At 30.3% G+C, this 19,993-nt stretch carries 22 protein-coding genes; 2 read left to right on the top strand and 20 right to left on the bottom strand.

Going from position 1 to position 19,993, the window contains the following annotated elements:
• Positions 1 to 55: 55 nt before the first annotated feature.
• The 13 genes from L1S49_RS17840 to L1S49_RS17780 form a co-directional block, all read right to left on the bottom strand.
• Positions 56 to 892: a YjjW family glycine radical enzyme activase gene (locus L1S49_RS17840; protein ID WP_238906790.1), complete on the bottom strand. Its 837-nt coding sequence runs from the start codon at positions 890 to 892 to the stop codon at positions 56 to 58.
• Positions 889 to 2,370, bottom strand: coding sequence for a YjjI family glycine radical enzyme (locus L1S49_RS17835; protein ID WP_073016397.1), 1,482 nt, complete (start codon positions 2,368 to 2,370; stop codon positions 889 to 891). Before L1S49_RS17835 ends, L1S49_RS17840 begins: the two co-directional genes overlap by 4 nt.
• Before the next feature lie 153 nt (positions 2,371 to 2,523).
• Entirely contained in the window at positions 2,524 to 3,090 is a 567-nt protein-coding gene (locus tag L1S49_RS17830) for a DUF4256 domain-containing protein (RefSeq protein ID WP_238906755.1), read from the bottom strand.
• 150 nt (positions 3,091 to 3,240) lie between these two features.
• Positions 3,241 to 4,080 carry a DUF4405 domain-containing protein gene (locus L1S49_RS17825; RefSeq protein WP_238906754.1) on the bottom strand — a complete coding sequence of 280 codons (840 nt, stop codon included), beginning with the start codon at positions 4,078 to 4,080 and terminating at the stop codon, positions 3,241 to 3,243.
• Positions 4,081 to 4,223: 143 nt separating this feature from the next.
• Positions 4,224 to 4,547: a MazG-like protein gene (locus L1S49_RS17820; RefSeq protein ID WP_238906753.1), complete on the bottom strand. Its 324-nt coding sequence runs from the start codon at positions 4,545 to 4,547 to the stop codon at positions 4,224 to 4,226.
• 55 nt (positions 4,548 to 4,602) lie between these two features.
• Entirely contained in the window at positions 4,603 to 4,977 is a 375-nt protein-coding gene (locus L1S49_RS17815; protein ID WP_238906789.1) for a pyridoxamine 5'-phosphate oxidase family protein, read from the bottom strand.
• Between the two features lie 204 nt (positions 4,978 to 5,181).
• A complete protein-coding gene (locus L1S49_RS17810; protein WP_238906752.1) occupies positions 5,182 to 5,667 on the bottom strand; it encodes a hypothetical protein in 486 nt (161 codons plus the stop codon).
• A gap of 116 nt (positions 5,668 to 5,783) precedes the next feature.
• The gene (gene arr, locus L1S49_RS17805; protein ID WP_238906751.1) at positions 5,784 to 6,200 is read right to left on the bottom strand and encodes an NAD(+)--rifampin ADP-ribosyltransferase; all 417 of its coding nucleotides are present in this window, start codon (positions 6,198 to 6,200) and stop codon (positions 5,784 to 5,786) included.
• 307 nt (positions 6,201 to 6,507) lie between these two features.
• Positions 6,508 to 7,020, bottom strand: a complete 513-nt coding sequence (locus tag L1S49_RS17800; protein WP_238906750.1) for a helix-turn-helix transcriptional regulator — start codon at positions 7,018 to 7,020, stop codon at positions 6,508 to 6,510.
• Between the two features lie 32 nt (positions 7,021 to 7,052).
• Complete coding sequence (locus L1S49_RS17795; protein ID WP_238906749.1) at positions 7,053 to 7,901, bottom strand: sialate O-acetylesterase; 849 nt, start codon at positions 7,899 to 7,901, stop codon at positions 7,053 to 7,055.
• Positions 7,902 to 8,074: 173 nt separating this feature from the next.
• The gene (locus L1S49_RS17790) at positions 8,075 to 9,007 is read right to left on the bottom strand and encodes an oxidoreductase (RefSeq protein WP_238906748.1); all 933 of its coding nucleotides are present in this window, start codon (positions 9,005 to 9,007) and stop codon (positions 8,075 to 8,077) included.
• Between the two features lie 286 nt (positions 9,008 to 9,293).
• Entirely contained in the window at positions 9,294 to 9,722 is a 429-nt protein-coding gene (locus tag L1S49_RS17785) for a MerR family transcriptional regulator (RefSeq protein WP_238906747.1), read from the bottom strand.
• Positions 9,723 to 9,940: 218 nt separating this feature from the next.
• Positions 9,941 to 10,306 carry a hypothetical protein gene (locus L1S49_RS17780; RefSeq protein WP_238906746.1) on the bottom strand — a complete coding sequence of 122 codons (366 nt, stop codon included), beginning with the start codon at positions 10,304 to 10,306 and terminating at the stop codon, positions 9,941 to 9,943.
• 263 nt (positions 10,307 to 10,569) lie between these two features.
• On the opposite strand from L1S49_RS17780, the gene L1S49_RS17775 reads away from it, so the two are divergent.
• A complete protein-coding gene (locus L1S49_RS17775; protein WP_238906745.1) occupies positions 10,570 to 11,106 on the top strand; it encodes a flavin reductase family protein in 537 nt (178 codons plus the stop codon).
• Between the two features lie 92 nt (positions 11,107 to 11,198).
• Here L1S49_RS17775 and L1S49_RS17770 read toward each other — a convergent pair whose 3' ends face one another.
• The 7 genes from L1S49_RS17770 to L1S49_RS17740 all read right to left on the bottom strand — a co-directional run bounded on the left by L1S49_RS17770 (position 11,199) and on the right by L1S49_RS17740 (position 19,030).
• The gene (locus tag L1S49_RS17770) at positions 11,199 to 12,242 is read right to left on the bottom strand and encodes an HRDC domain-containing protein (RefSeq protein WP_238906744.1); all 1,044 of its coding nucleotides are present in this window, start codon (positions 12,240 to 12,242) and stop codon (positions 11,199 to 11,201) included.
• 202 nt (positions 12,243 to 12,444) lie between these two features.
• Complete coding sequence (locus L1S49_RS17765; protein WP_238906743.1) at positions 12,445 to 13,350, bottom strand: hypothetical protein; 906 nt, start codon at positions 13,348 to 13,350, stop codon at positions 12,445 to 12,447.
• A gap of 45 nt (positions 13,351 to 13,395) precedes the next feature.
• A complete protein-coding gene (locus tag L1S49_RS17760) occupies positions 13,396 to 14,253 on the bottom strand; it encodes a DUF6544 family protein (protein ID WP_238906742.1) in 858 nt (285 codons plus the stop codon).
• Positions 14,254 to 14,263: 10 nt separating this feature from the next.
• Complete coding sequence (locus L1S49_RS17755; RefSeq protein ID WP_238906741.1) at positions 14,264 to 14,701, bottom strand: DUF5301 domain-containing protein; 438 nt, start codon at positions 14,699 to 14,701, stop codon at positions 14,264 to 14,266.
• A gap of 103 nt (positions 14,702 to 14,804) precedes the next feature.
• Entirely contained in the window at positions 14,805 to 15,785 is a 981-nt protein-coding gene (locus tag L1S49_RS17750) for a serine hydrolase (RefSeq protein WP_238906740.1), read from the bottom strand.
• Complete coding sequence (locus L1S49_RS17745; RefSeq protein ID WP_238906739.1) at positions 15,782 to 18,070, bottom strand: excinuclease ABC subunit UvrA; 2,289 nt, start codon at positions 18,068 to 18,070, stop codon at positions 15,782 to 15,784. The genes L1S49_RS17750 and L1S49_RS17745 overlap by 4 nt, the downstream gene beginning before the upstream one ends.
• Positions 18,071 to 18,100: 30 nt before the next feature.
• Positions 18,101 to 19,030 (bottom strand): GyrI-like domain-containing protein, encoded by a 930-nt coding sequence (locus L1S49_RS17740; protein WP_238906738.1) that lies wholly within the window; start codon positions 19,028 to 19,030, stop codon positions 18,101 to 18,103.
• A 182-nt stretch (positions 19,031 to 19,212) separates the two neighbouring features.
• Here L1S49_RS17740 and L1S49_RS17735 point away from each other — a divergent pair, with 182 nt between their 5' ends.
• Positions 19,213 to 19,812, top strand: coding sequence for an MBL fold metallo-hydrolase (locus L1S49_RS17735; protein ID WP_238906737.1), 600 nt, complete (start codon positions 19,213 to 19,215; stop codon positions 19,810 to 19,812).
• The last annotated feature ends 181 nt before the right edge of the window (positions 19,813 to 19,993 follow it).

Raw genomic sequence — 19,993 nt, 5'->3', positions numbered from 1 at the left:
AAATGCCGCTACTTTTAATTTAAGTAGCGGCATTTAAAACTTTTTTATTTATTCACTAAACAATAACAACGTCCTTAACTCCATTTTTATGAGCAATTAACTTTAACTGCTCCATAGTATCAAGAGTTGGACTTTTCATATTTTTAATCTCTTCTCTAACCCCAAGTGCTCTAAATATAATAAGTTTGTATCTTATGTTTAAGTTACTTTTGCCTATTATTTTAGATACCATCTCAACAGTTTCTTCATTATTAAAAATATCAGGAACTACTACAGTTCTAACTTCATAAAGTTTATCAATAGAAATTAAATACTCCAAATTGTTTAAAACATTTGTATTATCAAATTGAATATATTTATTATGGGTATCTTTATCCCAAACCTTAACATCTAACATCACTTTATCACATAACTTAGTTAATTCATTCATTTTTCTAAAATCTTTTGAACCATTGCTATCAATGAAGCAAGTCAGATTTTCTTTCTTAGCTCTTTTAAACAAGTCTACTAAAAATTCCTCTTGTAGAGTACATTCCCCGCCAGAAACAGTAATTCCGCTTATGAAGGGTTTATAGTTCATTATCTCCTCCATTACTTCATCTGCTGACATAGACTGTACTTTTGCACTACTGCAACTATTACAAGTCTTTATACAACTATCACAATTACAGCAGTTAGCTTTATTCCACAGTACTCTTCCATTATGTTTAGTTAATGCTTTTGAAGGGCATGATAACAAACATAACCCACAATTAGAACACAAATTGATGGTTTCAGGATTGTGACAATAAATACAGTTAAAATTACAACCTTGGAGAAATATTGAGGTTCTATTTCCAGGTCCATCAACTGAACTAAATGGAATTATCTTATTTACAATTCCCTTCATTATCTCACCTTTCTATCATAAACTCTTCCATTTCTTACCTGTCCTTGTCCAAGAACAACAGTATCTTGAAGAGTTGCTTCTCCTCTATTTAACTTTTCAATTTCACTCCTCTTAACTAGGTAACCAGTAATTCTTATAACATCAGAATCTGAGGAATAAAGTGAAAAATATCTTACGCCTTCTTTAAATGCACCTTGAATAATATTTAATATAAACTCAGGATTATTTATTGAATTTTTTTCAAACGGAAAAATATCTCCTGTTCCTGATGGAAAATACTTGTGGAATCTAGATATTTGTTTTAAATGCTTCCATAATTCAGGTTCTTCTCCAATTGGAACTCTTGTACCAGGACTCGTATTTATGTCATCTCCAATACCAACTTGAGCGTGAAGAAGTAATCTTTGTCCAGTTACTACACAATGTTCACTTTCATAGTTTTTAATAAATTCATCCATTGTGTCCATTATTCTTACACCTAAGTCATCAGCAAGCTTTGAGTGTCCAAACTTATCTTCAAGCTTTTCAGCTTTCAGTAATATATTTACGCACTCAGCAAGTCCAACTACTCCAAACATTGATGTAAATCTATCTTTACTTATAAAACCTTCTTTAGCTAGGAAATTAGTTTCAAAGAAGGTGCTTTCCTCAACTACATATCTTATTCTTTCATTTATAAAATCTGCCATATGTTTCATAGCATTTGGTAACTTATCATTTATGAAATCTTCAATGTCTGTTGCTGTCTCTGCAAGATTAGATAATCTCATTCTAACTAAAGTATGAGCTCCTCCCCCAATATGCAATCCATTATAGCAACTAGCTATACCATATTCGCCAAGCTCAGACTTAAACATATCATCGTTTGCAAAACTTGGTTTAGCTGTTAATAAAGCTGTTTTTATAGCATCCATTGCAAACTCATCAGAAGTTTCAGAATTATATTTTAAAGTTAAATTTGGAATTGCATCTTGTAGTTCTCTTTCAACTTCAAGAATTAGTTTACCAGCTTTAGTGGCTTTAGGACCTAAGTTTCCATGACAAAATGAATCTGTAATTGTTCTATCTATTTGAGTTAAAAACAATCTAATTGCAAGTTTAGCTTCTTTTTCATCAGTAATAAATGGTTCTAATAGTTGATCTATACTGCCGATATATACTGGCATAGAAGTAATTGATGGTACATGTTTATACATGATTAATAAATTACTTGTAGCTTCCCAAATGTTAGTTGGAGGAGTAAGGTTTAAAAACTTAGAACCTTCTTTCATGAACTTTTCGTAATTAGGAAGTATATATCTTGGTCTATAAGGTACATTACCTTCAAATAAATCGCAAATTATTCCTGCATCTCTAAGTTTTTGAGTTTCTTCAGAAATATTTAAAACATTCACACTGTTTTCAGCATATTTAGCAAGTTCAAGAACTTTTTGCTCATATGTTAAAGTACTATCTTTTACAATTCTTTCGATATCATTCATAATAATCTCCTTTGTACAATAAATAATTAACTTTTGTTAGGTTTTAAATAATATTAAAACCTAACATTACTATTAATATTATAACACATATTTATAATAAAAAGAGTTAATCAAATAACAGTGATATTTAATTATAAATTGGAAATAAGAAACTTAAATTCTAAGTGAACCACGGAATCCTCTTACACCATAATAGGAATCTGCTCCATTGTGGTATACGAAAACATTGTTATATCTAAAATCTCCAAATATGGCACCACCTAGTTTTCTGATTTCAGCAGGTGTTTTTAGCCAACTTGAAGTCTTTGTGTCAAATTCTCCAAGTGTTTGAAGGTAACGATATTCTTCTTCTGATAATATTTCTATACCAATATAATTTGCCATCCCAATGGCACTATTTTGAGGTTTATGTTGCTTTCTTGACTCCAAGGCTTCATTATCATAACAAACGCTTCTTCTTCCTTTAGGAGTTTCCTTAGAACAGTCATAGAATACATATTCATTTGTAATTTCATCATAGCCAACAACATCCGGTTCTCCATCTGTTAAATCCATTTGATTAAGAGACCAAAGTTTTTTAGGGTTAGAGTCTAGCTTCACTTTTACATTTTCCCATTCTATACTTTTATGTCTGTGCATATTTTTCTCAAAACGCACCTTCAATGTATGTAATAAACTTTCATGCTCTTCCACTGATAGTTTTCTCATTTCATTTTGCATAACATGACCTCCTAAAATAATATTATTTTGAGTTAAAATCTATTTTGAAAAAGTTACTATAAAGAAGCTATTTTTAGTAGCTTCTTTTACTTAAGTAGTTATATATATTATATAATATAACCTGCATTTTTACTAAATTAATTATTAAAGCTAATTCATAGAGATATTTTTTCTATAAAATAGCTTTTCAACTAAGTAGGTAATCACAGTAAATACACCCATGATAGATAAGTATTTTGATAATGTATCTAAGATATTGGAGCTTCCTATTCCTATTTTATTAGGCATATTCTCATTAGCGGTTCTTTCAACTTTATTACGATCTTTATTTGAATTATTAAAAGTATCTCCATCCCCTTCTCCAACTTGGAAGTGTTCATTTGATTTTATGTTTCTATTTTCTTGCTTATCAACTGAATAATTAATATTAAATATGCGTATTGTTTTTGAAAAATAATTAACTGATGTCATATTATATAATCCCAAAGCTAGTACTAAAACAGCCATGGCTTTTAATATATAATTAAGTGGTTTAATAGTTTTATTTATGTTAACTAGCTTCTTAAATACATTCATTATCCACTGCCAATGAAGTCCAACATGGATACCTATAAGCGCTAAAGCTATAAATGATGCTGAAGCATGTGTTGACTTATTGAAAAAGCTGTTATGAATATTTAATCCACTAAAGGTAACTTTAGATATAAAAATACCGCTAATAATGATTATAGCCATATCTAATAATAAAAGGAGGTTAATAACATATCCAATTCTAGTTTTTAAAGTTATTTTTTTATTGAAAATTGATAAGGTTACATTTTTTACCCATCTCCAATTTAAACCAATATGTACTAATATTGCAATCCCCATGACTAAACCAGCAACTTCATGGAAAGTTAATCCGCCAAATATATGTGCATTAAATAGTAATGTGAATATTATTGCCATAATTACATCTAAAAAGAGCTTAAAATAATTTATTTTTTTCATTTTATTCCTCCTAAAAATCTTTATTAATTATATAGTAAATTATAAATTTCTTTAAAAGTTCAAAATAATATGTGATTCTTATGTGAAAAAAGTTTAGACAAAAATAAAAATACCACTACTTTTATTAAGTAGTGATGTTAAATTTAGTTAATCTCAAAACTAGTCAAAAACTCATATAGAGACTTGCTTATATCTATATTCATACGATCTGCAAGTACAATAATCCACCATATACATTCACTTAGTTTATGATTTAATTCTTCAACTTCATCTCCAGATACAGGCCATCTTTTTTCATTAGCCATAGTTAATCTGCCAACAAGACCTGCATCAGTTAAAAAGGCTAATGCATCTTCTTCTACGCTCCACTTACTTCCGTGATATTGTTTCTCTAACTCATGGTAGTTATCCCTTATCTTTATGGACCGTTTTATTATTTCATTTAAGTTTAACTCATTATTGTGCATTTTATTTGTATCCTCCTGAATGCTTACTTAATTTGTTTTTATAGTAATGATATCTTTATAACATTTGTTTAGCCGAAGTGACTGTAATTTCTAAAACCCTTGTTAAAAATGAAAACTTATCTTTCATCATTTCATATTCAAATCCTGAGTCAAAAAATCTTGCAGTACCTTCTACTACAAAACCAGTACCTTGATAATTATCAAATCCTACAACATTTTTACTGCCTAAAGCCATTTTTATTTTATTATTAATATTTATATTTTCTTCAGTCTTATGCATTAAACCAGCTGGAATAAGAATTCTTTCATCTTCTACTACCACTAGATAAGAGTTCCACTCATTCACAATATGAGGTTCACCCTTTCCCCATGTTACAATAGTAACGATTCCTTCATCTTTCAAAACCTCATAAAATTTTTCAGACAACATTTTGTTAGTGTGCATACTATCTCGCCCCTTTCCTGTGACATATTCATATAATATCACTATCAATATGACAACATCCTGTCATATTAAAGACTTCATTATTAGATACACAATAAATTTAAGTCATTTTTTTGAAGGAATATGTCTTTTTAAACGAAAAAAGGATAGAAGCTGAAATTTTCAATCTTCTATCCTTAATTCATTATTTCAATACTTATTTTTATTAAATATATCTTTTTCAACAATTTTCATTACAGTCTCATCTTTAAAAAACACTGGATATTTCATTCCATAGTTACCCCAGACTAGACAAGGGTATTTAGTAAAATAGAAAGTGCTAAAAAGTATTTCTTTAGCTGTGAGTTTTAGCAATATTTCAAGTAATCTTGGAGTAAGGCGAATAAAAAGATCATCTTTAGTTAAATTTAGTGAATCTATTAATACAATTTCATCTTCACTTAACGAAGCTTTTACTCTAATCTTAGCTTCTTCATCTATTCTTCCATAATAAAAATCACCATAAGAATTTTCAAGACCATTTGCTTGTACTAGCTTTCTGATGGTATCATTTACCACTTCTTCAGTACCTTCAATAGTGGTATTAGGATATTTATTAAAACCATCCATTATATTATCTAAGTAGATGGAATTTTGCTTTTTTAATTCTTCTAAGTTTATTTTAATAACATCCATGATAAATATCCTTTCTGAATTATACTCATAATATTAAGGAATCACGTATAATAACTACTCAATGAGTCATTTATATTATAAACAAGTTTCTTATCCGAGTAACCTAAAAGTTAGAATTAATCGTATATAACGTTTTTTCCTTCATCGCTTAATTTCTTTAATGATGAAAGCATATGATTTATTTCTTCATCAGAATGTCTCTCCCATGAACCTAACTCAGCAACTATTTTCAACGGAGATTTAGATCTGTAAGAACGTGTTGGATTTCCTGGAAATCTTTTATCAGTTAAATTTGGGTCATTTTCAAATTCACCTAATGGTTCTACAATATAAATTCTTTCTTTTAATTTAGAAGTTGCTAATTCAGCTCCCCATTTAGCAGCATTTAATGTTCCAGTAAAGTAAATATAGTTAGATTTTTTATTCTGGTAATTTGATAAGTGCTGTGGTTCTAATAAATCTCCAATTTTTAGTTCTGCTTTAGTACCATGAAAAAAAGGACCGTTATCTAAAATATCTTTTTTGTCATCCATACTGACACACTCCTTTTATATAAGATTCTAATAACTACAGACAAATAAATTAACTTGAATGTAGTGAATATCCTTCCCCATTTTTTGTATTTAAACAAATGAAGTAATTCTCTATGTGTTCATATGATACACCCACTATACCTAAATTATAAGCCTATAATTTAATTTTTTTATATGGTATAATTAAGATGGGCAAGAAAATTTGCACTACTTTTCACTAAAGAATGGGACTATTTAAAAACAGTACTCCTCTTATCTTCCTACCTTAAAATCTACGATATTATCTAAAGCTAAGTTCTTCTATATTTTAATTAATGTCCTTTAACAAGCCTTCAAACCATTTCACATTTACTAAATGATGAGACAAAGAATTCTCTAACATTTTACCAAAATAAGTATTTCTTATTTCATCATTTTTAAGAGATTGTTCTAATGCAGCAACTTTCTTTTTGGTTTGGTCTATTTGTGTTTTTATTAATTTTTTTAGATCCTCACTATTGTACTCATTAGCAAATAGCATTGCTGCATAGAAAGTGAGATTTATATAATCAGTCTTTGATCCATATTTAAGCATCAAATTTTCAAATTCTTTTTCACCAAGCTCCGTGATGATATAATTATTAGTTTCTCTAGTGTTGTCTGATTGGTCAACTTGTTTAATATATTTTTTTTCTTCCAACTGTTGAAGATTATAATAAAATGATCCTTTAGTGAAATTTACTATGTACTTATAGTGTCTCTCTTCCATTAAGGCCAATAATTCATATCCATAAGAGCCTGGGTTTTGCTTTAATAATCCTAATATAAGTAATGGTATCAATAGAATACCTCCTTTATGTTCGCAAACAATATTTAACTATTAGTAATTTGCATTATTTGAGATTCAAATTCCTCATATGATATTTTTCCAAGTGCTAAATCCATACTTTGTTTATATATCTTTTCTGTTTTTGTATGTTCTCTAGTGTAACTAAGATCAATTAGTTCATTTTCATTACTTAATGGCTCTAATACATGTTGCTTATTATTAAAGGCTTCAAAATATCGTAAACCAAATTTTCTTTGAGAAATTGCATCTATATGAATACCATCCGGATTTGATGTTAAACCTGATGCTGTGACAAAATAGCAATTATCTTGTTCAAAAGCAAATTTTTTCAACTCTTCATTAATTAAGTTATATTCAGTACACCCTTTTCCAAATCCTACTTTTCCTAAAAAGTCCCCTAATCCACCAATAATAAGAGGGATATCTGGAGCATTTAACTCTTTTCTAATGGCATTAACAATTACAAGCAATTTTTCATAATAAACTTTGTAGTTACCACCTAGACTATCGCTCTCTCCTTGATGCCATAGAATTCCTGTTAGCTCACTATTTTGCATAGCAAATTTAGCTTCAGCTATTGCATGTTTAAAAAGTGCTTCATCTACACCCCATTCATTTAATGTGCTTCCACCTTCAGCGCATGGAATTAACCCAATAATATCTTCTTGACTTTGACGACTCCATGCATCTGCAAATGAAGCTGCTAGAGATATTCCTGAAACAGGTCTATCAAAATTTATTGGTTCAGCCATCATCTGCCATCTACCATTACGAAGCATTTGTATTCTTTCATTATAAATTGGGGTTACTTCATGAATAAACCCTCTTCCAGCCATATTCGATTGTCCTATCATTAAAAATGATTTAATCATTTTTTTCATCCTTTCTTTTCTTTAAATAAATTAGTCTAATTAGACTAACCACACTTACATATTATAGTCTAATTAGACTACATGTCAATTATATCTTTTTACCAATTAAAAAACACCACTACTTTGAATTAAGTAATGGTGTTTAAAAAAATTCTGAAATATATTTATTTTAGTTAAATGAATTTAACATTGGTCAACTTTTCGGATACTTCCCAAAGCTTTGAAGCTACTAATGTATCATTTGCCTGTTCGGGAACTTTTGATAAAGTAGGATACCCTCTCATCTCATTTAACTTAGATGGACCATAGTAAGCACCGCCTTTTGCTTCATTAGCAGTTGTTGCATAAAGTGATGGCCAAGCACCATGAGCTGCGGGTTGAAATAAAATAGGTCCAAATAAACGACGTACTATTCCAGCAGGACTATTCTTTCCAGATCCATTTGGGATTAATTCAGTTCTCGAAATGCCTGGATGAACTGACATGCTGCGAATTCCCCATCCTGCTGCATCACTTCTACGTTGTAGTTCAAATGCAAACATAAGACATGCAAGCTTTGATTGAGCATAGACATCCATAGGCACGTACTTTTGTTCAGCTTGAAGATCATTAAAATTTATCTTACCTGAACGGTTAGCAAGACTACTTAAAGTAATTACTCTCGGATCTTTTCCATTCTTTAAAAGAGGAAGTAATTCTGCCGTTAATGCAAAATGTGAAAGATAATTTGTACCCATCTGAAGTTCAAAGTTATCTTTAGTAATCAATCTCTTAGGTGGAGTCATTACTGCTGCATTGTTTATTAAAACATCTAAACTTTTACGTTCTTGTCTCATCTTTTTTCCAAATGATTTTATAGATGAAAGGTCAGCAAGATCAAGTTTCTCAAAGCGAATATTTCCTGATGGAGCTATTTTTTTTATCTTTCTGATTGATTCTTCGCCTTTATCTTTATTTCTACCAGCCATTATCACTTCTGCTCCTGCTTTAGTTAGTTCTAATGCTGTTTCATATCCAATTCCACCTGTTCCTGTTACAACAACTGAACGACCTTTTTGTGATGTGATATCAGCTGATGTCCAATTTCTTTTCATATTTTCTCCCATAGAAACAACTCCTTATAAGTTCATAATTTATAATCATATAGATATTTCTTAGTTTTCCTTTAAATAAATGGTATCACTTAGATATTTATCGAAGTCAAGTATATCTTTTATTTAATTTTATTCCATAGAATTTTAAATTATAAAACACCTTATAAACCCAGTTATCATAATAATGTGTCTATGAAAGATATGATTTAAATACATAAATTTTTAAACTAACATACTTATATTAAATGGCTAAAAATAGATAAATAACTTAGAGTTATATCTAAGTGATTTATCTATTTTATTCATGTGTACTAACGTACGTCTTCTTGTTTTCATTCATAAATTTTAGTGCATCATAACCATTCTCTGGATTGGCGATATAAGAATCGTAAAAAGCTATTTTTAAATCAACAATATTCAAATTTTTTTTCATATCATCTATCTGTCTAAGTATTTCTTTACGGTGATTAATCATTATCTGCTTTCGTGCTGGAGCTGTTTCTTCTCCTTGCATACATAATTCTATATATTCTTTGATCTCCTTAACTTGCATTCCTGTATTTTTAAGGCAACAGATTAGTTTTATTAAATCAAGATCAACTTCATTAAATTGACGGTTTCCAGTGCTATTTCGTGTAACAAAAGGAAGAAGTCCCTCTTTATCATAAAATCGTATTGTGTGAACAGAAATATCACAAATTTTTGCAACTTCATTAATGGTATACATAGATAAAATCTCCTTATATTTTGGATTCTTTACTATTAATCTTTTTGAAAATCTACTCCAAGTCTTGAATATTCATCTTTTGTAGTTTTTTATATTCAGAAATTAAAATTTTTGCAGTATAGAATTTAATCTTATCATTTACAGCTAGGTTACGATACATTCTGGTAATACTTCATTTGCCATTATATCCTTACTTAATATTAAAAATCAACTAGGTTTTAATCCATTTCACCAATTTTATCTTCAATTAACGATTTAGAAATGTGCATTGCTTGAATTATCTTCTTAAGGCGCTTGTAATGAGAACTGTCTTCTGTGAATTTTAACTGTGCCTTTTCACATTTGCTTATAATTGAAGATATTGGCGGTAAAGCTTCTATAAACTCTTTTTTTGTATATTTGTCTATAATATTTTCTTCCATTATTAATGATTTTGATATATATAATGATTTTATTCTGTTTTTAAGGAGGGTGTGTTGAGAGGTACCCTCTGCAAATTTTGGATGCATTTTTTCACAATTACTGATGGTTGAAGATATAACCTGCATAGCTTCTTTTAATTCTTCACCTGTATATTTTTTCATAAATTTTCACCTCAAATTCTTGTCTTTTTTAGCATTCTGATTATAGCATATAACTAAAACCTTGGTACGATGGTGGAGTGTTCATTTATATTTTTATTCTAATAGATGTCGTATGTAATTAAATGGTTTGTTATTTGCTAACTTATTATTCTCCACATCTCACGCTCACCTTTTAGTTAGTATCTAACTTAATTGTTCGTACTCTCTTTTTTACGTTTTTTGTTATATAATTAAGATAATAAAAATAAAAGGAGGCTGTTTTTATGAAAGAAAAAATAGAAGTATTGGATTATGCAAAAGAAATTTTACAAGCTACAAAAAAAGGCGTGCTATTAACTACAAAAACAGATGAAAAAGTAAATTCTATGGTAATATCCTGGGGAACACTTGGTATAGAATGGGCAAAACCAATCTTCACAGTTTTTGTTAGAGAAAATAGATTTACAAAACACCAATTAGATAAAAATCCTGAATTTACAATTAATATTCCTATTGGAGAATTTGATAAAAAAATTATTGCAGTATGTGGAACAAAGTCTGGTCATGTTATAGATAAAGTAAAGGAATTAGGTTTGAGTCTAGAAGATTCTGAATTGATTTCTGTTCCTGCCATAAAAGAATTTCCTTTGACATTGGAATGTAAAGTGATCTATAAACAAGAACAAGACCCAAAAGAAATAACTGAAGAAAATAACTTAAAGTTTTACCCGCAAGATGTGGATAGTACTTTCCATAGTGCTAACAAGGATTATCATACTGCTTATTATGGTGAAATTGTTAATGCATATATTATTAAATAGAAAAAGAGGAATTAAGTTCCTCTTCTAAGCTAAATTCCATATCCAGTTTTCATTATGGTTAATTACTAATCACTCATATATTCATTGGCTTGCTAATATTTCTTTATAATCCTCAATATATCATTGCCATATTTATTAACCTTTACTTCTCCAAACCCTGCTATTGCAAGTAGCTCTTTTTCGTTTCTAGGCATCTTGGAAATTAAATCATTTAGTTGATTATTATTATAAATAAAATAAGGTTTAACTTTTTCTTCACGACTCTTATCTAATCGATAAGCTTTTAATTCCTTGAAAATATCTGTTTCTTCTATTTGAACTTGATTTACTTGGAGGGTGCTTTTCTCCACTATTGGAGATGATATTTCTTCTAACTTCTTTGGTGTAGATCTATATTGTTCATATTTTCTAGTATAATCTTTTTCCATATCCTTATGTAATTTTAAGTAGGATTGAGCCCAAGTTAACATTCTCTCATCAGAATCAGCCACTTCTTTAGAGTTTTCATACATTTCTTTTATATAGTTAACCAATTGATCTGCACGGATAACTTTCTCTTTTACATCTTTCTTTGCATATCTTGCATTAAGTACAGTCTTAGGATTGGCTAAAACTACTACTGACTTATTAAAATCTCCAAAATATCTTCCTAACATATATTTAGTTAATATATTGCTATTATTGTCTGTTTTAATTTTTTTCATTAATTCTAGATGTCTTTGATTTTGTGTTATAGGCGAATAAATCCCCTCTTTTTTCTTTTTAGAACCAAACTCGATAGTACGAATAAAGTCACCAGAACTATTAATTTCAATATTTCCATAAAGATTCTTACATTCTATGACAAAGCAAATCTTCTTTGTAAATACAAGATAATCTATCTGAGCACTCAATTCTCCATCCTCAAGATAAATGTCATGTAAAATATACATGGGCATATGACTATTTTTTAATTCAAATTCAATATTTTTTTCTCCTGCAATTCCATACTCAAGGTACTTTATATCTTGTCTTATTACACTTTGCCCTTCTGCATTAAGTAAAGGTTCCAATGCCTGTAGCTTTTCTAATTGTACTTGGGCATCACTGCTCTCTTTAAGAAAAACAGGTTCTTTCATTCTGTTAAATAACCGCATCCCATTACCACCTCACGTAAAATATAAGCATATTATACAATATTATGCTTATATTTTACATATTTTTCTTTTAGTGTTAAGCTTGAAATCTCAACATTGAATTTACCGTAATTATATTTACTACCAGCAAGGATTTTCTTAATTTCATGCCCAGTAGACGATACTTTAACGATTGGAAGTTTAGATAGAGACTAGGTATAAATTACTTATCTTCATGCTTTATTTGATATATCCTGCTAATTATAGGTTTGTGTTCATCCTCTCTATATTTTTGATTATATATTTTGCACCTAAACTTCTCCACTGAATCCTCTAACATATCATAGTACTTTTGATATATTGTAACACTATGAATTTCATCCCTATTCACCTCTTTTTTTGAAAACCATTTTTCATTTAGTTTCAATAGAAAGTTAGTGCAAGCAGATATATTTCCCTCACCCGCTTTATAAAGTTGAAAATGATAGGCTTCTCGAACTACAGATTCCTTAAACTCTTTAATTGGATTATAAATCTGTTCATACGCCAATTTCCTTAAAGTCCTATTTGCAATAATGAAATCTAAATTCCCATAAGCATTATCCAATTCACCAAGTTGCATACCTGCTAATTCAATATAGATATCCATTGATTTTTCTAATTCACTGTAATAGCCTTGCATAGTTTTAGAATACCAATCTTCAGCATATTCAATAAACTTTAAACTGTCTGTTATTTCAGTTGGAAAACCTTGTTTATAAAAATCTATAAACCTTTCTTTGCTTTCATATTTTATTGGAATTAATTCTGATACAGTGAATTTATTTGAAAATTCCTCGGATATACAGTTAAGCACCAAATTTGTAGGTTCGTTAATTAAGAAAAACTTAGCTTTGCCTAAACGAGAAATCGCTCTTAATGCCTCTTGATAGAATGTCTCCATAAATTGACGCTTAGCAGCATAGTATTCAATTAGTGACATAATAAATCCTAGTATAGATCCTCCAAAAATTGCAAGAGAGATGTCATAAGCCAGATTAATTTTATAAAAATAAAAAAGTACCGACAAAACTAAAAAAATAATTGTTAAAACTATTGTTATTATGGTAAGCCATTTAGCAGCTCTCATATAATTCCTCCCTATAATTAGTAATCATCATCTTTTGTCTCAATATTAACAATAAACTTCATTTACAGAATATCTAACCTCAATCTCATCACTCTCAAAATACGTGTCATCACCATCTGGTAGCACCCAATTTACACTAACCTTTCCAGGTTGGAAATAACTATTCTGTTTTTTGTAATCTGTGTAGGTTACATACCATGGAACTAGTGAGCTGCCTTTCCCGTTTTCATCCATATATCGATCATTAGTATCAAAACGTATAATATTTCCCTTACTGTTAAAAGTAAATCTTCCTTTAGCTGAAACCCCATTCCATGAAATCTCTCCTTCAACGGTATTCTCATCAACCACTGTCCATGACACATATTTCTGTAAAAACAAAGATGGCATATATACAGAATCTGCAAGTGCTGTAATCAACTGACCTTGATCCATCTCGGCTCCAGTAGATTGGAAAAGCTGAAACTGTTTTGCAAGTACACCAGTCATAGAGCCAAAGCCATCTAATATACTATCTTTAGCCTGTAATGGAATTCCTGCTATTCTTCCTGTCAAGAAAGCATGTCGGTCAGGTCTATTTATAAAATTTACCTGCATGAATTTAATCTTAATTGGTTCTTTCCCAGCAGACATACGAAACTTTGTGTTGTGGAAATATATTAACATATTAGTCATAAAGGGCTTTTCAATATACCCTCCGTTAATAATGTGTTTACGAAGAAGATCTGGAAGTTTAGCTATAGAATTTTCTGTAAAAATACTTTCACTGCTATTTTGTTTAGATGCTTCAGTCAAAGATTTATTTACATCTTCAAGATAATGTTTCCAGAGTTTTCCTCCAGGTATTGACATATACACCACTATGATTGCAGCTGCAATTAAAACTAATATTATCCAAAGCATATATTTCACCTCATTTATAAAATTCTGATAAATCTATCTCATTATTACCATCAATTATTTTGAGTGTACCAGAACGACCGCCAAATAAATCTATAAAAGTTATATACTCATTATCATATATAGTTAATCCAATCTTTATTTCATTATCCTCATATATAGCTAAATCATAAACTTCATCACTTTTCTCCATCTTATCTTTATACTTTTTGACCTTTAAGTTAGAAAGAGAATCTAATATATCGGATATTTTATCCTTATCTTTAATAACTACTTCCGAGAAGTCAGATAAACGGCTTATTTTTATTTTTGTGACCTCAGAATCTAAGTATTTATCCAGCACCTTGTCCTTAAAAAGTCCTTGGTTTACATAGCTACTTATTACTATATAGAGGATAATTATAAATAGTGAACTTATAGATATTATTTTTAGCCTTTTGAAATTTTTCATAATACCTCCTTTTACTTAAAGCTTCTCAACTATTTTATGGTAATTATATCATATTTAGTATAAATTGTAATTTGTAATCTTGTCTAATTTATATATAGTTTTTTTATGCATCATTTTCAAACAAGGGTTCTATATACTCTCTAATAAGCTTTATCCTATCTTTAGCTTTTTCCATAGGAAGAGATGCTATAGAAATAACTAGTTTTTCCTTTTCATTTATATAAATAACGTTACCTCCATCCCCAATAGCTGCATAGCTATGTTCATTATTATCTATAATCCACCAAAGATATCCATAAGATAGTTTATCCCACCTACTATGTTCTATTGTACTTTCATCTACCCACCATTTAGGCACAATTTCACTACCATTCCATAGTCCTTTATCTAGATATAATTGACCTATCTTGGCCATATCCGTCGGGGTTAGTGTAAGACCCCAAGCTCCTGTGTTTATACCTTGTGGGTCAGTAGCCCAGCCACTGATATTTTTATCTTGAAAAAAAGCAATATACTCTTCTTTAGTAGCTAATGTAATATTTTGTTTAACACTAATTTCTAGTGGAGTGAATAAATTTTCTTTTGCAAAATCAAAAACTGATTGTCCAGTTGCTTTTACCAAAATGCCTGATAGGATATGGGTGCCTATTATAGCTGAATAGGTAAATTCTTGTGAGGGTTCTTTACCTCCTAATAAATCAAGTGCAGCTTTTATCCAGTTGTTACTTTCAAAAAACTTCTCATAGGGCTCTTTTTTATATTTATAGGGAGCTGTCATTGTGAGCATATGTCTAATTGTGATATTCTGTATAGATTTTTCTCCTTCTAGAATTTTATATTCAGGGAAAAAATCTAGTACCTTTTGATCTAAACTTTTTAAATGTTTCTTCTCTAAGGCAATACCAATTAATGCAGAAAAAATGCTTTTTGTAACTGATGCTATATGCACTGGATTAGAGGCAGTATATTTATTAAAGTAGTTTTCATATAATAGTTTACCGTTCTTTTGTACAACAATGCCTGCAATATTCTTATAGTTATTATTTATTATCCTTTCAAATTCTATCTTTTTTCTCTGATTCATAGAAGATACCTCCCTGTCTTGGAATTATGATTGTCTATAAGACTATTTGGGGTACCTTCTGCAATGATTTCTCCGCCCTTGTCTCCTCCTTCTGGACCAAGTTCAATTATATAATCACAGCTTTTCAAAACTTCTACATTGTGTTCAATTACAATAACTGAATTACCGCCTGCAACTAGCTTATCTAATAGTTTTAATAACAAAGCTGTATCATATAAGCTAAGCCCAGTGGTTGGTTCATCAAGCACATAGAGAATATTACCTTTTAACTGACGTCCAAGTTCTTTTGCAAGTTTTACTCTCTGTGCCTCACCACCACTTAAAGAAGAGGAAGGTTGACCAAGAGTTAAATAGCCCATTCCAATCTGATTCAATATATTTAGTGGCTTTAGGATACTTTTATGTTCAGCAAATAAGAAAATAGCGTCTGTAATACTCATATCTAAAACCTCTGCTATGTTTTTACCCTTATAGTATATAGAAAGACTTTCTTCATTAAAACGTTTGCCTTTACAAGTTTTACAAATCTTATCTACTGAAAAATCAGAGGTTAGAAATATTTTTTCGTAGCCGCTACCTCCACAATCTTCACATGCACCTTTAGAATTAAAAGAAAAATGTCCAGAACTCATGTTTTCGACTTTTGCCTCAGGGCGTTTTGAGAAGATTTCTCGTATTTTATCCCATATACCAATATAAGAAGCAGGTGTTGAGTTAGCATTTCTTCCTATGGGATCTTGAGATATCTTTACAAATCCACTAATTCTCTCTGCTCCTTTTATATTATTTTTATGTGAATATTTTTTGAAACTAATAAGACGTTTTAATAGGGTTTCTTCTATTAAAGAACTTTTACCGCTTCCAGATAATCCTGCTATTCCAACCATAACATGAAGTGGAAAGGTTACTGTTAAGTCTTTTAAATAGTGGGTATTAACATGTTCTAATATAATGGAATCTTCTTTAGGAAATAGAGTTTTTCTTGTTGTTCGTTTTGGTATTAAGAGCTTCTTAAAGAAATATTGACTTAGAAGGGTGTTTTCTGTTTTGTACTCTTCATAATTCCCTTGAAAAACCACACTTCCTCCTTCTATTCCTGCTTTAGGCCCAATCTCTATAATGTGATCCCCATAACTTAAAATATCTTTATCATGCTCAACAACTATTACAGTGTTTCCAATGTCTCTCAGCTTTTTTAGGGCTTCAATCACACTTTCTTTCTCTGATGGATGTAAGCCTGCCATTGGTTCATCAAATATATAGATAAGTGAATCCAGCTTAGATTCGAGATGAAGGTGAAGATAAATTCGCTGTAATTCACCACCACTTAATGAAGGGATATCTCTATAAAGCGTTAGATGGCCTAAATGAAACTTAATTAAATACTCCAACTTTTTGATAACATCTTTTAAAACCTTATTACCAAACTGAGATAGCTCTCCTTTAGGTATTTCATTTAAGAAATTTAAAAGAGATGATAAGGTCATCTGTCCAAGTTTCCCAATTGTTTTTCCATGAATAAAAAATCTTCTGCCTTCTTTACTAATTCTCTCTCCAAGGCATTCTTGGCAAACACAACTTTTGTAGACCTCTTCCACGTCTTCCCCTTTTTCGTATGAGTTTCTTAGCATACGTTCTAAACAATAACTTTGTTTACCATTTTCATAAGTTCCATAAATAACTTCTCCTTGAATGTCTTCAGGAAGTTCCCAAAAAGGAGTCTCAAAATACATGCCGTATTTATTCTTAAGAATTCGTAAAAATCCACTTGTTACCTTTAGGTTTTCATACACCTTTAAAAGTGATGTTTTTTTATCAGGAATTAAAGCTTCTAGATTAATATCATAATAAAAACCTCTTCCCTGGCAACTAATACACATTCCATCAGCAGTTGTATAGAGAAATAAGCTTGGAGATAGATGTTCATTATTTTTATCGTAAGCTTTTCCATCACTTGCATAAATTAAAGCTAGCTGATTCAAAATTCTAGTTTTAGAACCAACTGTAGAGCGGATATTGCTCTGTCTGATACTATTTTGACGTACTGCAACAGTTGGTCCAATACCTTCTATGCTCTGAAACTTGTCGTCATTATCAAGTCCAGATAAAATGCCTATGGAGTTTAAATACTGATTTTTGCCTTCTTCAAAAAGGATATCAAATGCGAGACTAGATTTACCTGAACCACTAATGCCTGTGATTATTATTAGCTTTTGCTTGGGAATTTTTAGATTGAAATTTTTTAGATTATGAACTTTTGCACCGTTAATTTTGATTTCTTTCATATGCTCACCTCAGAATTGATTTTAAGCATGTTAGAAATGAATGGGCTCAATTGGGACGTAGATGTCAACTTTATGGATATGTTTTTCATTGTCATAGGGATTGTTTAGATAGACTTCAAAGGGATAAGAATTTCTTGGAACATAACCATTACCTGAAAGCCATTCTTGATACATGTAATTCCAGGCACCACTGTATTGTTCCTGCTGCATTTCAAAATGCCCAACTGCATATAGACCACCCTCTAAATTCATTTTCCCTAGGATACCGTCTTCCTTAACCTTAATACTTTCTGGAACTGTAAGGCATATACTAGTGCGAAACTGACTCTCGTCTCCGAATTCAGGATTGTCATGATACATAGCAAGTACTAAACTATTATCATCTAAAACACAATTTTGCTCCTTTGCTTGAACAAGTAGCCTTTTAATAAGCCCTGCATATTCTTTTTCTAATGTCTCATAAGTTCCTGTATGCCTCACATAAATTACTTGTTTTTCCTCTAAGTCCACTATTGTAACATCTACAGGCACAGTCAATAGATTATCTGCCCACTCACTCTTTGCTGTATTCTTATTGTACTCAGACAATAAAAAAGAATCTTTGCAATTCTTGCTATATTCCTTGCGGTATTCTCTTGGACTTACTCCATAATAATTTTTAAAAGCTCTTGAAAATACAGCTGAATCAGTAAAGCCAAGTTCATATGCAATGTCGGTCATGTTTTTATCTTTCCTGTGTGCAAGTAAAAAAAGTGAACTCTCCATGCGAAGTCTATTCACGTAATGTGAAAGTGGCTCATGTAAAACACCTTGAAATATCCTACTAAAATGATATTTAGAAAATCCAGCAACATTTGAAAGCTCCTCAATAGACAATGACTTTCCTAAATTAAATTCAATATAATCTTGAACTTTATGAATTCTTCTTATATATTCATCTTTACACCTCTGATCAGACATATGATTACCTCCTGTTTCTATTAATCCAAGTATAACAGAAAAATTTTTTATTGCCGAATGATCATAAAAATCAACACTTCTCTCAAACAATATCAGAGGCACTTACAATATCTATAAGCCCTTTACATTTATAAATTATTAGTATTAAAATAAAAACATATAAATAATTAGGAGGTAAACCTATGGCAAAATTATATTACAATGGACATGGTAGCTTTAGACTTATAACATCCCTAAATACTGTGGTATATATTGATCCTTATGCTGGAGAAGGATACGAAGAGCCTGCTGATATAATATTAGTAACCCATCAGCATGGAGATCACAATCAAATAGATAAGCCCACTAAAAAATCTGAATATCAAGTAATCATGAACTCAGATTCACTTATAAATGGAGAATATAAAGAGTTTAAGATAAAAGATATAGACATCAAGGCTGTGCCAGCCTACAACAAAAATCATTCTAAGGAAGAATGTGTTGGTTATCTTGTTAAAACTGATGGAGTTCTTATTTATTTTTCAGGAGATACTTCAAAAATAGTAGAGATGAATGATCTTAAATCCTTAAATATTGATTATGCTTTTTTTCCTTGCGATGGAGTTTATAACATGGATGAAGTTGAAGCTGCTGAATGTGCAAAGATTGTTTCTGCAAGACATTCTATTCCGGTACACTTAAAACCAGGGGCTCTTTATGACAAAGAAAAAGCAAATAACTTTAAAGCAGAAGGTAAGCTTTTAATAGAACCAGGAGAAGAAATACACACCTCTATTCTGTAGAAGCCTAATAGAGGCTTCATTAAATTCATAAATCGCGATATTCTGTAGAAGCCGAACATTACTCTAAGAATATAGGAATATAAGAACTTAAGAACCTAAGAATATAAGAGGGGATGTAGAAAGATTTGTGTGAAAACAAATCTACTACATCCTTTTTTGCATTATCTAATGGTAGATTTGG

This window comes from Clostridium sp. YIM B02506 (assembly GCF_022324845.1).
In the GTDB taxonomy this organism is placed as follows: domain Bacteria; phylum Bacillota; class Clostridia; order Clostridiales; family Clostridiaceae; genus Clostridium_T; species Clostridium_T intestinale.
Note: the sequence above shows the minus strand (reverse complement) of the source record. Positions and strands in the feature narration are given on the sequence as shown.